At 65.0% G+C, this 13863-nt stretch carries 12 protein-coding genes and 1 tRNA gene; 7 read left to right on the forward strand and 6 right to left on the reverse strand.

Translation table 11 applies throughout. The features are described from left to right. The first annotated feature begins 28 nt into the window (after positions 1-28). Positions 29-104 (forward strand) — tRNA-Thr (locus tag BKA03_RS02140). 1448 nt (positions 105-1552) lie between these two features. Here the strand turns inward: BKA03_RS02140 and BKA03_RS02145 are convergent. From BKA03_RS02145 to BKA03_RS02155, 3 genes are read right to left on the reverse strand one after another with little or no spacing between them, the layout of a single operon-like run. Then, entirely contained in the window at positions 1553-2182 is a 630-nt protein-coding gene (locus tag BKA03_RS02145; RefSeq protein WP_062074718.1) for a peroxiredoxin family protein, read from the reverse strand. Continuing rightward, the gene (locus tag BKA03_RS02150) at positions 2179-3090 is read right to left on the reverse strand and encodes a cytochrome c biogenesis CcdA family protein (protein ID WP_062074717.1); all 912 of its coding nucleotides are present in this window, start codon (positions 3088-3090) and stop codon (positions 2179-2181) included. Before BKA03_RS02150 ends, BKA03_RS02145 begins: the two co-directional genes overlap by 4 nt. Continuing rightward, a complete protein-coding gene (locus BKA03_RS02155) occupies positions 3080-3385 on the reverse strand; it encodes a hypothetical protein (RefSeq protein ID WP_062074716.1) in 306 nt (101 codons plus the stop codon). The genes BKA03_RS02150 and BKA03_RS02155 overlap by 11 nt, the downstream gene beginning before the upstream one ends. A gap of 161 nt (positions 3386-3546) precedes the next feature. Here BKA03_RS02155 and BKA03_RS02160 point away from each other — a divergent pair, with 161 nt between their 5' ends. Together BKA03_RS02160 and BKA03_RS02165 are read left to right on the forward strand one after the other, a co-directional pair. Then, the gene (locus tag BKA03_RS02160) at positions 3547-4260 is read left to right on the forward strand and encodes a response regulator transcription factor (protein WP_062074715.1); all 714 of its coding nucleotides are present in this window, start codon (positions 3547-3549) and stop codon (positions 4258-4260) included. A 3-nt stretch (positions 4261-4263) separates the two neighbouring features. Further along, positions 4264-5382 (forward strand): sensor histidine kinase, encoded by a 1119-nt coding sequence (locus BKA03_RS02165; RefSeq protein ID WP_062074714.1) that lies wholly within the window; start codon positions 4264-4266, stop codon positions 5380-5382. 66 nt (positions 5383-5448) lie between these two features. On the opposite strand, the gene BKA03_RS02170 is transcribed toward BKA03_RS02165, so the two are convergent. The 3 genes from BKA03_RS02170 to BKA03_RS02180 all read right to left on the reverse strand — a co-directional run bounded on the left by BKA03_RS02170 (position 5449) and on the right by BKA03_RS02180 (position 8396). Further along, positions 5449-6243: a DUF4396 domain-containing protein gene (locus tag BKA03_RS02170; RefSeq protein WP_083971475.1), complete on the reverse strand. Its 795-nt coding sequence runs from the start codon at positions 6241-6243 to the stop codon at positions 5449-5451. A 270-nt stretch (positions 6244-6513) separates the two neighbouring features. Beyond that, positions 6514-6777: an SHOCT domain-containing protein gene (locus BKA03_RS02175; RefSeq protein WP_062074712.1), complete on the reverse strand. Its 264-nt coding sequence runs from the start codon at positions 6775-6777 to the stop codon at positions 6514-6516. A gap of 380 nt (positions 6778-7157) precedes the next feature. Next, on the reverse strand, positions 7158-8396 hold the full coding sequence (locus tag BKA03_RS02180; RefSeq protein WP_062074711.1) for a prolipoprotein diacylglyceryl transferase: 1239 nt from the start codon (positions 8394-8396) through the stop codon (positions 7158-7160). Positions 8397-8946: 550 nt separating this feature from the next. Here BKA03_RS02180 and BKA03_RS15100 point away from each other — a divergent pair. The 4 genes from BKA03_RS15100 to BKA03_RS02195 all read left to right on the forward strand — a co-directional run bounded on the left by BKA03_RS15100 (position 8947) and on the right by BKA03_RS02195 (position 13577). Continuing rightward, positions 8947-9081: a hypothetical protein gene (locus BKA03_RS15100; protein ID WP_257020093.1), complete on the forward strand. Its 135-nt coding sequence runs from the start codon at positions 8947-8949 to the stop codon at positions 9079-9081. A 4-nt stretch (positions 9082-9085) separates the two neighbouring features. Beyond that, positions 9086-11839: a heavy metal translocating P-type ATPase gene (locus BKA03_RS02185; protein ID WP_062074710.1), complete on the forward strand. Its 2754-nt coding sequence runs from the start codon at positions 9086-9088 to the stop codon at positions 11837-11839. Between the two features lie 169 nt (positions 11840-12008). After that, a complete protein-coding gene (locus tag BKA03_RS02190; protein ID WP_062074709.1) occupies positions 12009-12515 on the forward strand; it encodes a DUF4395 family protein in 507 nt (168 codons plus the stop codon). Between the two features lie 402 nt (positions 12516-12917). Further along, positions 12918-13577, forward strand: coding sequence for a thioredoxin-like domain-containing protein (locus tag BKA03_RS02195; RefSeq protein WP_083971401.1), 660 nt, complete (start codon positions 12918-12920; stop codon positions 13575-13577). Positions 13578-13863: the final 286 nt, after the last annotated feature.

Below are 13863 nucleotides of genomic sequence, written 5' to 3' on the forward strand. Positions count from 1 at the left end.
TAAGATGGTGAGCCGCGCCACGGCGCCGGCCGCCTTAGCTCAGTTGGTAGAGCGATTCACTCGTAATGAATAGGTCAAGAGTTCGATTCTCTTAGGCGGCTCCACGGTTTACCAGGCAATTTGTGGGATTGCATGACGCTCGCCGCGCGATTGGTGAGCCATCAGGTCAGCAATTCTGCTTCGATTCGCCGATACTCTGCGGCTCCGCGCGCACTTGTGAGTCAGCAGAGCGCCCCACGTTCCGCGAGGCATGGTGCGTCGCTCTTGTCGGTGCTGCGCGATCGTGGTTCTTGGATGTTGCCGCATGGATACTCTGCAGCGTGCGAGCGCACTCCCAGCGCAACGAGAACTGCGTGCACGTTCAAGCCCGCCGGTGGCGGACGGGACGCCGCCCATCCATCGTCGAGCGGTACCTACACTGCCCGCGGCAGGCCGCCGGGAACCCTGACGAGTTATGTTGCTACTTCAAGTTCAGGTTCTACCCCCGCAAACCCCTATCATTGGGCACCTCACTCGTAAGATCGCTTCAGACAAGAGACTCAGTTTGAGGGCGTGACCACCTGATGATTCATGGGCAGGAAGCAAGCAATCCGACGAAAGCGCAACTAGCGGCCTCCATCGCCGCTTTTCTCGACCTAGATGTTCCCTCGGTGTCAGCGGGACGTTCGGTCGACAGCCATTTCCTCGACGCAACGCACGAAGCCTTGTCCGGCCCAGGCGCCATTCAGCGACCATGAGGAAATGCTCGTGACCTTGGACTTGGCCCTCGGGTAGGGGTTCCTGTCGGGGTTTTTGGCCTCGCGTACCCATCCGCGCGGGCCCACGCCTCGAATCCTCGTATGAACACCGGATGCCGTCCAGCGTGCCTTGAGCGCCGCACTGCGAAGGGAACCCCCATGGGGACCTCGACGCTCGTTCCCCTCGCCGTTGGCCTGGCCGCCGCGCTCGCCATGGTGGGCTGCGCCCCATCGGATTCGCCCAAGACCCCAACCGAGGACACCATGATGAGCGCCGACGCGTCGCAGGCGGCGCGCCCTTTGCCGCGTGATTCCGTGGATGACGTCGACCAGGCGGGTTCGCTGGACCTTCGCCTCAACTTCAAGGTCACCACACTCGCCGGCGAGGAATTCTCGGGCGCGAGCCTTGCGGGCCACGATTCAATCCTCTGGTTCTGGGCCTCGTGGTGCCCCACGTGGCAGGCCGAGGCCCCGGGCGTGGCGGAGGCGGTCCCGCAGCTCCCCGAGGGATTACGGTCTATGGCGTCCCCGGCAAGTCGGATCAGGCCGCAATGGAGAGGTTCGTCAACACGTCTGGCCTTGCGGATGTCACGAACATCATCGATCCCGACGGCGGCTGTGGAGCACGTTTGGAGTTCCGTACCAGCCCGCCTTCGTCCTGATCAACGACAACGGCGAGATCACCTCGCTCCAAGGAGCCTCGGGGCCTCAAGGCATCCTCGACGCCGCGAACAAACTCGCGTCGACGTAGGCTTGTCTACCAGCCCGAGGCCAGTCAGAGGATCGCCGCTCCCCGCGCGAGCGCCGCCATTGGATTACAGGTGCTTGTTCACCTCTGCCAAGAGGTCTGCGGGCGCGAGCCACATTGACGGGTAGTTGCCTTGCCACACCTTGTCGCCCGCGGCATTGATGAGTACGAACCCGTGTCCGGGTAGGTCCGCGTGCATCCCCGTTCCCAGCACGCCATAGGCCTTTGAGACCTTCCCGTCGTCGATCAGGAAGGGCGTGGAGATCCCCACGGAGGTCATCGCGCTACGAATGAAGTCGGGCGGGTCCATGACGATCGGGAGGATCGTGAGCCCCTCTTTGGCGAACTGAGGGTCGGCCTCGAGGGCCTTCATCTGGACAATGCAGGATGAGCAACCCGCACCTTCGCTGAAGTAGAGAATGACTGGTTTGCCCGCGAAGTCGGCGAGAGATACGGTCTTGCCGCTCGTGTTGGGCAGCGTGAATGCTGGCGCCAGGCCGGACGCCGCGCTGACCTTCGGCTGCGCGGAGAGCATGGCCGCGGCCACGATCCCCACCACTGCGACAAGGCCCACGGACCACGCGACCAGGCGGAAGACGCGGGTCTTGCGAATGGCGGCAGTCCCGGAGGAGGAACTGGTTGGCCTGGCGCGCCCGGTTTCCTTCGAGGGGTTGGGGGTCTCATCAGGGTCTTTCATGGGTGGTCGATCCTCTCGTGCGATGGTGCTTGAGTGGGCGGCAAAGTGCGAGACCGCCCGGTGATGGTCGCGGCGACGATTGCGGCCACGATGCCGACGAGAACGAGGCCGAGGACGGGCTCGGGTACGGGGCTAAGCCACTGCTCGACCCTGGAGAAGATGGTGACGAGCCGTTCGCTGATCCAGTCCTGGACCGCGGACCCGCCCGTCATTGACGCGCTTTGGGACAGCGCGATCACTCCTGCGCCCATGGCGACGAACGTGGCGGCGATGATCAGGTTGAGCCGCGTCGTTCGCAACGTCTTGCCGGCCACTGAAAGAACTACCGGGTGGGGGCGCGCCGTGCGAATCTTCGACAAGCGCGTCTTGTCCCACAGGAGCGCCATGGCGAACAGCGGGAAGACCATGCCGAACACGTAGGCGGCGCCCAGGCCGATTCCTCCGACCACGCTCCCCGACAGCGCCGATAGCGTCATGACGCCCACGAGGACGGGGGCGCAGCAGCTCGACGCGATTCCGGAAAACACTCCAAGGGCGAAGAACGAGGCCGAGTCGCCGCGGGAAGTGTCGGGCATGCGGATGAAGCTGGGTAGGGACCACATCGTGCCGCTAATGGTCAGGTATGCCATGGCGAACATGAGCAGGCCTCCCGCGATGTAGAGGGGCTCGTGATACTTGGCCACTGCGCCTGCTACCAGGCTCGCGCCCATCGTTAAGGGCACGAGCACGACGGCGAGGCCCGCAGCAAAGATGAAGGTGAGAGGCAGGAGTCGCCAGCGGCGGTTCTTCGCGGCGCCCGCGAGGTAGCTGGGTGCGAGAAATACGATGCAGCACGGCGCGAAGAGGGCGACACCACCGGCGAAGAACGCCGCGAGGACGCTGCCGGTTGCGAGGAGTTCAGTGCCCACGGTTCGTCCCTGTCATGGCGGCCGCGCGCTCATCAAGCACCCGTGCGAGTTTCTTGCGCGGGAACCTGCCGTGGCTGAAGAACTCGCCGTCGAGCAACACGAGTGGACTCATGGCGGGCCGATGCAGGGCGACGAGCGCGCGCCCTTCTTCGGAGTCTGCACGAATGCTTTCAACGTTGAACCTGTACGTGCGCTGGAGGTTCTCGAGGGCTTCTCCCGCGTCGGTGCAGAAGTGGCATGCCTCGGCATGGACGAGGGTGACGACGGTCGTTAGAGCGCCTTCAGTGGGGTGCACGGCAGGTTCTCTCCTTCTTGTGGTGTCGTGGAGAGTTTCGCGAGGCGACCCATGGCGCGGCGTTAATGTTCGATGAAGACTCGATGAAGACCGTGTGGTGACCCGGCTATGTTGCGACCCCCTGGGCGCGGGGGGTGCTGGGCTCGACTAGATTCGGCGGTATGAGTTCACCGTCGAATCAAGCGCCGCGCGCTTTGGTCGTCGACGACGAGCGGGAGCTCGCACTCCTGATCGCGGACTACTTGGTGCGGGATGGCTTCGTCACGCAGACTGTGTTCGACGGGCCGTCTGCCATCGCGGCGGCCAGGGAAGATCCACCCGATCTCGTGGTGCTCGACCTGGGCCTGCCGGGCCTCGACGGCGTCGAGGTCTGCCGACAGATTCGCTCCTTCTCGGACTGCTACATCATGATGGTGACGGCCCGGTCGGACGAGATCGACACGATCCTCGGGCTCGAGGTTGGGGCGGATGACTATGTCACCAAGCCGTTCAGCCCCCGCGAGCTCGCCGCGCGCGCGCGGGCGATGCTCCGCCGACCGCGCGAGGGCTCTGAGCCGAGCGGGCCCCAGGGCGGAGTCGCTAAGTTCGGTGGGCTCATGATCGACCTGGTGGCGCGCGAGGCTTCGGTCAATGGCGCGCCGGTCGGGCTGACGAAGACGGAATTCGACATTCTCGCCGCACTGGCTAGCCGACCGCGGCAAGTCTTCACTCGCCGCACGCTGATTGCTGCGGTGTGGGGCGAGGGGTGGTTCGGCGACGAGCACATCGTCGACGTTCATATTCTGCATATTCGACGGAAACTGGGCGACGACGCGACGACGCAGCGCTATGTGAGGACCTACCCAGCAGTCGGCTACCGGATGGGCGAGGGCTGACGGATGGCCCGACGGCAGGTGTGGCGAGGTACTCTCGCGACGCGACTCATCATTGGCTTCGCCATTGTCATCGCGTTGGGGGGCCTCACCGCCTTCCTCGTGGCTGAAGCGGTAGGACCCTCGACCTTCGACGCCCACCTCGCGCGGGCTGGCCTCAGCCCAACCTCCGAAGCCGTCCAGCACGCGCGCGCGGCGTTCGTCGCGGCAAGCGGGAAGTCGCTCCTGCTCGGCCTCGCCGCCGCAAGCGTGGCATCGCTGGGGGTGAGCATCTTCGCTGCACGCCGGGTCGGCCGATCTTTGAGAGCGTTTTCGGATGCCGCCTCACGCGTCGCACGGGGCGAGGAAGCCGCGTTGTCGCCCACGCTCAACGCTGGCGCAGAATTCGATTCCCTGGCGGATGACTTCCGTCGGATGGCCGCGCAACTCGCCCAGGCCGAGAGACTGAGGAAGCGACTCATCTCAGACGTGGCACACGAGCTCCGCACTCCGGTCGCAACCCTCGCCGCCTATCTCGAGGGCATTGAGGATGGCGTTCGCCCCCTCGACGGCGCGACGCTCGAGGTGCTCCGTTCGTCGACCGCCCGGCTCGTGAGACTTGTCACCGACCTCGCCGAGGTCACGTCTGCGGAAGCGGGGGCATCTTCTCTGCGGGCGGAGACGATCAGGGTGGGAGTGCTCGCCGCCGCCGCCATCGCGGCCGCCGCACCCGCGTTCGACGCGAAGGGCGTCTCGCTCGATGCCGAAGGAGCTTCCGAAGTTCAGGTCCGCGCGGACCCGGATCGTTTCGGACAGATCCTGGGAAACCTTCTCGACAATGCTCTGCGCCATACGGCTGCGGGCGGCCGCGTCACGGTGCGATGGGCTCCGGCGGGCGCGACGGTTCGGATCGTGGTGGTCGACTCGGGCGAGGGCATCGGTGCTGAGCACATCGGCCACATCTTCGACCGGTTCTACCGCGTCGATGCCGCGAGAGACCGGGAACGGGGCGGCTCGGGCGTTGGCCTGGCGGTCGTGAAGGGGCTGGTCGAAGCGCATGGGGGCCGCGTCACGGTTGAATCGGACGGTATGGGTGCGGGATCCGCGTTCACCATCGTGATGCCCGGCGTCGGCCGCTCGTTGTAACTCCGCAGGGCCCTGCCAGATCGAGTGTGTGGCGATAGGGCCGGCGACAATGACAGCGCGGGCGACCTATCGCGCCGTCAGGCTTGTCGCGAGGCCAGCGATCGTTATGCCTACCGCGAGCACGGTGAGGCTCGCGGTACTGATGAGCGCCATCTGACGCCGGGGCGGAGGCGCGGCAACGTGGGCGGAATGGGCCGTCATGTCGGAGTCGCCCCTGGGACTCACCGTTTTCATACCGTGCTTGAGGCCGCGGGCGACGAGCCACCAGTTGATGGGGTAAGCGACGACGAAACCCGCGCACAACGCGAGGGACATCACGAACCAGAAAGCGCCGTGGGTGGGATCCGACGCGGCGGGCACGGCCGCCATCCATGGGACGCTCACAGCCATCATCCCGGCCATGACCCCGTTCATCGATAGGAACTCGGGGACGAAGGTCGACCGAAGCGACTGGGCATAGGAGCCCGCCATGGATCGCATGAACAGCGCTTGGAAGATGGTCCACCCGAAGGCAAACCCGACGGCGTACTCGAGGCCCAGGTCGACGCCCTTGGCGAGACCGAGGGGTGCGACGATGGCGGCGGTGACGAGGATGCCGATTCCGTCGCCAGCGACACAGTGCATGGTCGAGCCGACGACCTGACGCCAGCGCGCGGAAACGAAGAGATTGTGCGTGTTAGGCAGAGGCTCCCGGCAGGACAGAACGTAGAGAAGCGCGCCCGCAAGGCCGCTGAAAGCCGTGAAAATGACGAACGCCCACTTCATCACGGTCGCTTCGGGCGTCTTGCGGATGTCCCACGCGACAAACGCGACGGCGGCGATGACCTGGATCGCCCAAAGAAGCACTGCGCCAGCAAGCATGAATCCGATCATGCCACACGTCGTCGGCAGGCCGGCTTCGAGTCAACGACGGTCCGGGGGCGGATTCGGGCCCGCGAACGGCGGAGGAGGAGTCTCGCGGGCTTTCCAGTTGAGCGAGGGCTGCGCGGGATTGCGGTGTCGAGCCGATGGAGGCTGTTCGACGAGTGTGCCCCGCGGTCGATGAAACGATGCAGTCGGTGGCGGGCCAGGTGACCCGACAGGTGCGTCGGCGGCCGCGTCGGGCCTCGCGAGTTCACAACTCGAGGGGAACTACGGCTGGCGCTCCTTGGCGTCGTGGCGCCCCGACTTTGGGGGATCACGTTCCGAACTGAGTTGCTCGTATTCCTGGAGACTGATCTCGCCCTCTGCGAGCCGCGACCGCAGAACGGCTACGGGATCTCGGGGTTCCGTGCCGCGCGGAAACAGACGCGACAGCCCCCACACCCCGAACACGATGACGGCGATCCAGAAGATCCCCATCAGTACCCACCACCCAGCGCCCATTCCTTCGTTCCAACCGCCCAACCACATCATGTCTGATCCTCTCGACGTTGAGGCGAGTTCGCCACGTTCCTCCATTACACCCGTGGGCAGTGAAGACGCGGTTGGCCTGCCATGAAGTACTGATGAAGGCGGCGGTGGCCTTAACCTTCCAGGGCACAAATCAGGGCTCTCATTGGTGCCAAAGTGAGGCCGCCCCGACGCGACCGGACCGTTCGCCAGCCAGCGCATCGCAGGCAGTTCTCAGCGCCCGGGGATTCCAACCTTGGGTCGGCACCGCGAGCGACCTCAGGGTTCAGGCTCCAATCAAGAAATGCCATAACGGCCTCCGAGCCCGCGAGGCTTACGCATCGTGCCCGGGTGGTGTGGTCGAGCCGAGCACGCCGGGACGGCTCGGGGGGACGCCTGACAAGTCAGTTCAGGAAGGCGGTGAAGGCCGCTCCAACGAGCGCGGCCGACGCGACGGCGAGCGTGATGATGCGTCCGTGTGCCGTCTTCCGTGGCAAACCGCGCAGCGGAAAGAGGAGTTGCCTCACCACCAGGTAGGCCGACAATCCGCCAACGAAAACGAGGCCCTGAGGCAAAGGCGCCGCGAATCGAAGGATGGCGACGGAGGAGACGGCAAGGACCGCGGCGGACGCAGACTCCATCAGTTGTACCGGCACTCGCTTGACCCCAATCCGGCGGTCGGAGGACCACAATCCCCAGCGTGACGTGGTCGGCAGCCCGGTGCAGCAGCCGCCGAAGAAGCACCCGATTCTCCCGATGGCTTGGCCGAGTAAGAGAGCAGGCGCGGTGACGTCGAGCACCGTGCCGACGGGCAAGCGCCAGAGCGCGCTGCCTAGCGCCAAGACGGTGATCGCGCCGATGACGAAACCCTGCAAGCTGGCGCCGGTGACGAGAAGGCCGGTCTTTTCCCCGAGGTGGGTGAGCCGGTAGTAGACCTTGGCGCCGACGATCCCCACGAGGCATGACGCGAGGGCGAGGAGGAGGACGCGGGTTACCGGTAGGCCCACCGCCCGAGCCAATGTCGACTGCAGCGCGACACCAGCGAGCGCGCCCAACCCCACGAGGGCAGGCCACGCGCCAAGAATGATCCCTGGTGCCCGCTGGCGGGCAACTGGAGCGTAGACAGAGGTGCCGGTGGCCACTGCCGAGGAGAGTCGATGTGGGGTAACCGGCCGATTCCGGTGTTTGGCGTTTTGGGGTATTGCTTCGGCGGCCGCGTCGACCTTCCACCTTCCGGGGTTCGCGTCGGATACCCGATGCGTGAGCGCGACGCGACCCATGCCCCGCTTGAGTCCGTCGATGCCCGTCGCGACCCGGAACGCGTCGCCGCTTTCCGGCTTTCCCTTGACATCGATGCGGCGGCCCGTGAACTTGACGGCCACTCCGTAGGTATCCCAATTCTCGTCAACATCGAACCAGTAGGTGAGCGCCACGTCTTGGGGCTCCACGGAAGCGAGGACGCTCCAGTCAAACGCGACGAACTCCAGCGGTGAAGCCTTGGTGCTAGCACCACTCAGCCGGGCGAGAACCGGCCCGATGCGTAGTGCGCCGGTGACGACGGTCCAAAGACTGCGGCGCTTCGGTGGAGAGAGGTGCGAGCCGCTAGTGGACCGGGCGGCTGCGGTCGTGGTGTTGGTGAGCATCTGTGCAACGTAGGCCTCGAGTAACGTCCAATCGGTTGATGTGCGATCAAGTTTCGATGAAGTAGGTGACGTGCACGAGTCACCGCCGCCGCGGGCGGTAGCCGCCCGCCAGCGGTCCTGAGGAGCGTTGTCCTCCGCCGTCGAGGCGGCTATTGACCTTCCACTTGGATGGAAGGTTTAGCCTGTGCGTGGGGCCGAGAATGGGGCCCGGAGCGGACCGTCATGGCCCGCGTGGATCACCAAGCGTGGCCAATTGACGGCGGCGGGTAGGGCGGCAGGCACGGGAACTATGGGAATGGGCAGCGAGAAAGCGCGGGCACGTCCGCCGCGCGAGGGACGGGCAATGCGGAAGTCCCATCGGAGCGGTGTACACATCAGCCGCTCTATCTCAGACGCGGCCCGATTCGAGCGCGTCTACGACCGTGTCGCGGGAAAGTCGCGTGAGCGATGGACGCCGCCGTGGATGCCGTTTCCCTCAAGGGACGTCAGCTCGTTGAGCACTCGCGCCGGCTCCTCAACGCGGCCGTTACGCCGACGTTTGGCTACACCGGTGGGGCGCTGGTTCGCGCTTGCCTGGCAAGCGGCTCTTGCTGCCGTAGCGGCACTGGTGTTCCAACGAATGGTGGCGCGCGACCGCGCGCGCAGCATCACCGTGGTCGCTACGGGCGACCAAGAAGTGGGTTAGTGCTATGGAAACCATGTCGATAGTTGTCTTGCTGGCGGCGGTGGCTCTCACGGGGTTGATTGCTTGGTATTTCTTCGGCCCGAAGAAGTCACACCGAGCAAGCTTGGATGATGGCATCCAGGTGGTTAGTGTCACGGTCAAGGGCGGCTACAGTCCCGATGTCATCGAGGTGGTCGCTGGCGTACCGGTGCGAATGCTCTTCGACCGACAGGAGTCGGGGGACTGCTCGTCCCGCGTAGTGTTTCCCGACTTCAAGGTCAACCAGGCGCTTACCGCGTTTGAGACGACGGCGGTGGAATTCACACCCGACCGTTCAGGCGACTTCGGGTTCGCGTGCGGCATGAACATGCTTCACGGTCGGTTGCTCGTGATCGAGCCTGGGCCGCAAGAGCGACCGCGCGCCGCGTCAGGCTCAGCGACGGCTGCAAGTGATTCGTTGGCGAAGGTGCAGGGGCCCGCCGATCCTGTCGCCGTGTCAAACCGAACGCCGACCGACGCGGAGGACGAGGAGGCCCAAGCGAGGGACCGCAACGCTGAGATCCGCGACCTGACGCGCAGAGTTCTGGTGGGGGCGGTCCTCGCCCTGCCTGTCGTGTTCGCCGTGATGGCGACGGAGCTGTTCTCAGTGACGTGGGTTCCGGGCGTGTTGCTGAACCATTGGGTGCAGCTCGCCCTCATCAGCCCCGTCATGTTCTACAGCGGATGGCCCATCCACCGAACGGGCTGGCTCGCGCTTTCGCATCGCACAGCCGAGATGAACTCCCTCATCACCCTCGGCACGATCGCGGCGTTCGGTTACAGCCTCGTCGTGACGATCGCGCCGAACGTACTTCCGAGCGATGTGCGGCAGGTCTACTTCGAGGCCGTGGGCGTCATCATCACACTCATCTTGCTGGGACGCCTCTTCGAAACCAAGGCGAAGGCAGGCACAGGCGCCGCGATCCGCACGCTCATCGGACTTCAGCCCCGTTCCGCAACGGTCATCCGCGAGGGCAAGGAGTTCGAGGTCCCCATCGAGGACGTCGCGGTCGGTGACGTCGTGATGGTGCGCCCGGGCGAGAAACTCCCCGTTGACGGCGAGGTCATTGAGGGTCGCTCCCCGGTCGACGAATCGATGGTGACCGGGGAGCCAATCCCGACCGTCAAGACCACGGGCGACGTGGTGATCGGTGCGACGATCAATCAAACCGGCTCCCTGAAGTACGTGGCCACCAAGGTGGGCTCGGACACGATGCTCGCGCAAATCATCAAACTTGTCCGTGAGGCCCAGGGATCGAAAGCCCCCATCCAGCGCCTCGCCGACAAGGTCTCGAGCTACTTCGTTCCCGCCGTCGTCGCCATTGCCATCTGGACGTTCGCAGTATGGATGATCGCGGGCCCGCCACCCTCCTTCATCTTCGCGTTGGTCGCCGCCGTCTCAGTACTCGTCATCGCGTGCCCATGCGCCCTCGGCCTCGCAACTCCGTTGTCGATCACCGTCGGAACCGGTAAGGGTGCCATGGCGGGAATCCTGATCAGGTCCGCTGAGGCGCTCGAGACGGCCCACAAGATTGACACAGTGGTGCTCGACAAGACGGGAACCATCACGAAGGGTTCGCCCGTGCTTACGGACATCCTGCCTGTCGACGGCACTGCGGGAGACGACCTGCTCCGGCTGGTCGCCTCGGCTGAGGCCTCATCCGAACACCCCTTGGCTTCGGCAATTGTCGAGGGAGCGCGCGACAGGGGCCTGAAGGTCACCGAGGCCGCGACGTTCGAGTCCGTCACGGGCCAGGGCGTTCGAGCACACGTCTCCGGACTCGAGGTTCTCGTGGGAAACGAGCGTCTACTTGCGGGCGCGGGCGTCGATCCAACCCCTCTCGTGGCCGACGCGTCCGCACTCGGACGCGATGGAAAGACCGCGATGTTCGTCGCACTTGACGGCAGGGCCGCGGGCGTCATTGGCGTAGCGGACACGGTCAAGGACGGTTCGATCGCCGCAATTGCCGCACTTCACGACCGGGGTTTGGACGTGGTGATGATCACTGGTGACAGCCGCCTGGCTGCGGCGGCGATCGCGCGCGAAGTCGGAATCCGGCGTGTCCTCGCTGAAGTCATGCCGGAGCACAAGGCGAGCGAGGTCCGTCGGCTGCAGGCCGAGGGGCGGGTCGTCGGCATGGTCGGCGACGGCATCAATGATGCTCCGGCGCTTGCGCAAGCCGACGTGGGGTTCGCGATGGGGACCGGAACCGATGTCGCCATCGAGTCGTCGAGCGTGACGTTGACCTCGGGCGCGCTCTTGGGCGTCGTCACCGCGATCGACCTCTCGCGCGCGACGATGCGCAACATCAAGCAGAATCTGGTTTTCGCGTTCGTGTACAACGGCTTGGGAATTCCGATTGCGGCCGGGGTGCTCTATCCGACATTTGGCCTGAGGCTGAGCCCCATGATTGCGGCGGGAGCGATGGCCCTGTCGTCGCTGTCGGTCGTTGCGAACTCCAACCGGCTCCGCGGATTCACGGCGAAGCCGCTGCCAGACGTTGTCCGGGTTCCAGCCACCGATCCGGTGGTGGACGTGGGACGCGATGAAGAGGAAGAGGAACACACCATGCACGACGCCACATCGACAGTGAAGGATCCCATCTGTGGGATGAGTATCGACCCAGCCAACGCCGCCCGCGTCATCGAACGCGATGGGCAGAAGTTCTACTTCTGTTCCGAGGGGTGCGCGACTGCGTTTGAGAAGGCGCCTGACGCTCACGCCGGACACTCGCACTAGCGAGGTTCGTTCCTGGGGGCCAGAGCAGCGGCCCCCAGGGAGGCGCAACTCGCTTGAACTGCGATAGGGCGACGAACTTGCTCAAGCAGGCGCCGTATGGCGCGCCAGCTAGAGAGTCGGCTCGCGTTTCGTAGTTAGGTCTGGACTATTTGAGGAGGCGTACCGGCACATGGCAGAACTTTCGCAGTTGACGAGTGACAACCTGGACAAGCAGGGCTTTTGCGACTTGGGAGAAGCGGGCAAGTCCCGCTACGCCCGGCCCCTGCGCTTCACGCCAGCGGTGGCCACCATCCTCGTGGTCATGGGTCTGATCTTGCAATCACCCATCGTGATCGGATCCATGGCGCTCATCGGTCTCAGTGGCGTGCTCTTCCCGCGCGGCATGCTCATCGATGTGGTGTACAACCTGGGGATTCGTCACATATTCAATTCACCGCGACTTCCCCCCACGCCGACGCCGCGACGGTTCTCATATGGAATCTCCACTGTCTGGCTTGCCGGTTCGGCCGCGTCGTTCCATTTTGGGCTGCCGCTGCTGGGCATTCTCTTCGGGGTCCCGGTAGCTATCGGCGGTACCGTCCTTGCGACGACCCTGTGGTGTCTTGGGTCGTGGCTCTACCGCCCTGTGGGGGCCCTAGTCGCGGAGTTCGAGGGCACGAGAAAGGCCGGCAAGTAGCCATGGCGGGAGGTCTCGCGTGGCCCGCGCCGTCGTCGACGGGCTCCCAGAGTCGCGACGGTGTCACTTCCCTCGGCGGCGCCGTCCTAGCCGAACACGGCGGATTCGACTTGCCGATGCAGCGACCTCGACCTCGACGCGGCAGCGAATTTCGACTCGTCGTAGCGTTCGGCGCCTCGATGCGGACGCATCTCATGTCCCGATTTCGGTCTGCGCTGCTTGAGTTTCGGCTTTTCGCCGATGAAGTTCTGATGAAGATACTCGCGGCGCTAGGCCCAGGCGCCGTCATTTGCGTCCCGAGCCCGTCGAATTGGGCGCAAATTCGGCCTAGCCTGACGACAAAACCAGACGGCGCGCCATTGGCGTCGTCATTGTTCGGATTTGAAAGGAACGGTTCGAGGCATGGCTGAGAATCAGAAGGCGAGAGCCGGTGGGGCCGATGCCGCACGCCAGGCCGTAATGGCGGCACGACGAGCGGATCGCCGCAGAGTATTCATGGTCTGGGGCGCAGTGGCGGTCATCATCTTGTCCCTCGTGGGGGTGGCGACCAAGGTGCTGGTTGACGCTTCCGCTCGCGGCGAGGCCCTCAAGGCTGCGGTCGCCGCGCCCATCGCCGGGATAGTTAAGTCGACGCCGAAATCCGCCAATCACGTGAAGAACCTCCCGGAGCCAACGCCGACTGCGGGGGTCTTGATGCCGCCGGTGGGCGGGGACCATGACGCCGTGCCCCAAAATTGCGGCGTATATGACGCGCCGGTAGGCACGTGGCATGCGGTCCACTCGCTTGAACACGGCGCGGTGTGGATCACGTACGCCCCGGGGATTGCGGCTGGCGAGGTGGCCAAGCTGGCCGCCGCAGCGACTAACCATGACCACGTACTTGTCAGTCCCTTCCCCAACCTGCCGTCGCCGATTGTTCTCACGGCATGGGGCCTGCAGCTTCGCGTCGACAGCGCGAGCGATCCCAGGGTGGAGACGTTCATTAAGAAGTACGAGAACGGGCCTCAGACCCCGGAACTGGGAGCGCCTTGTTCGGGCGGGGTCGGCCAGCCGACCGGATAGTGCCGTTACCGCTTGACGGCCCACCGGCTCTCCATGTCGCCGGTTGGATCGCGTCGCGGTGACGGAGTTTACGGTTGCGCTGGTGGTGGAAGATGCACCATCCGCACCCTCTCGTCGCAAGCCTCGTCGACCGAAGGCCAGGATGACTGCGACGGAGGGGATACGGCGCGCACGCGTCGGCGCATAATCTGCCTGACGGATCGATCGCGGCCATCGGTGCTCGTTTAACTGTGCGCGACGTCCGGCCGCGGGGTGGTGCAGATCCCTGGGAGGTCTGCATTCGCTC

The organism is Demequina lutea, assembly GCF_013409005.1.
Taxonomy (GTDB): domain Bacteria; phylum Actinomycetota; class Actinomycetes; order Actinomycetales; family Demequinaceae; genus Demequina; species Demequina lutea.

What these genes read in the sequence shown, in the direction of transcription:
- BKA03_RS02190 (WP_062074709.1), top strand. Translation starts at nt 12,009, where the DNA reads ATGGCAGAACTTTCGCAGTTGACGAGTGACAACCTGGACAAGCAGGGC.
- BKA03_RS02175 (WP_062074712.1), bottom strand. Translation starts at nt 6,777, where the DNA reads ATGATGTGGTTGGGCGGTTGGAACGAAGGAATGGGCGCTGGGTGGTGG.
- BKA03_RS02185 (WP_062074710.1), top strand. Translation starts at nt 9,086, where the DNA reads ATGGAAACCATGTCGATAGTTGTCTTGCTGGCGGCGGTGGCTCTCACG.
- BKA03_RS02180 (WP_062074711.1), bottom strand. Translation starts at nt 8,396, where the DNA reads ATGCTCACCAACACCACGACCGCAGCCGCCCGGTCCACTAGCGGCTCG.
- BKA03_RS02195 (WP_083971401.1), top strand. Translation starts at nt 12,918, where the DNA reads ATGGCTGAGAATCAGAAGGCGAGAGCCGGTGGGGCCGATGCCGCACGC.
- BKA03_RS02145 (WP_062074718.1), bottom strand. Translation starts at nt 2,182, where the DNA reads ATGAAAGACCCTGATGAGACCCCCAACCCCTCGAAGGAAACCGGGCGC.
- BKA03_RS02170 (WP_083971475.1), bottom strand. Translation starts at nt 6,243, where the DNA reads ATGCTTGCTGGCGCAGTGCTTCTTTGGGCGATCCAGGTCATCGCCGCC.
- BKA03_RS02160 (WP_062074715.1), top strand. Translation starts at nt 3,547, where the DNA reads ATGAGTTCACCGTCGAATCAAGCGCCGCGCGCTTTGGTCGTCGACGAC.
- BKA03_RS02165 (WP_062074714.1), top strand. Translation starts at nt 4,264, where the DNA reads ATGGCCCGACGGCAGGTGTGGCGAGGTACTCTCGCGACGCGACTCATC.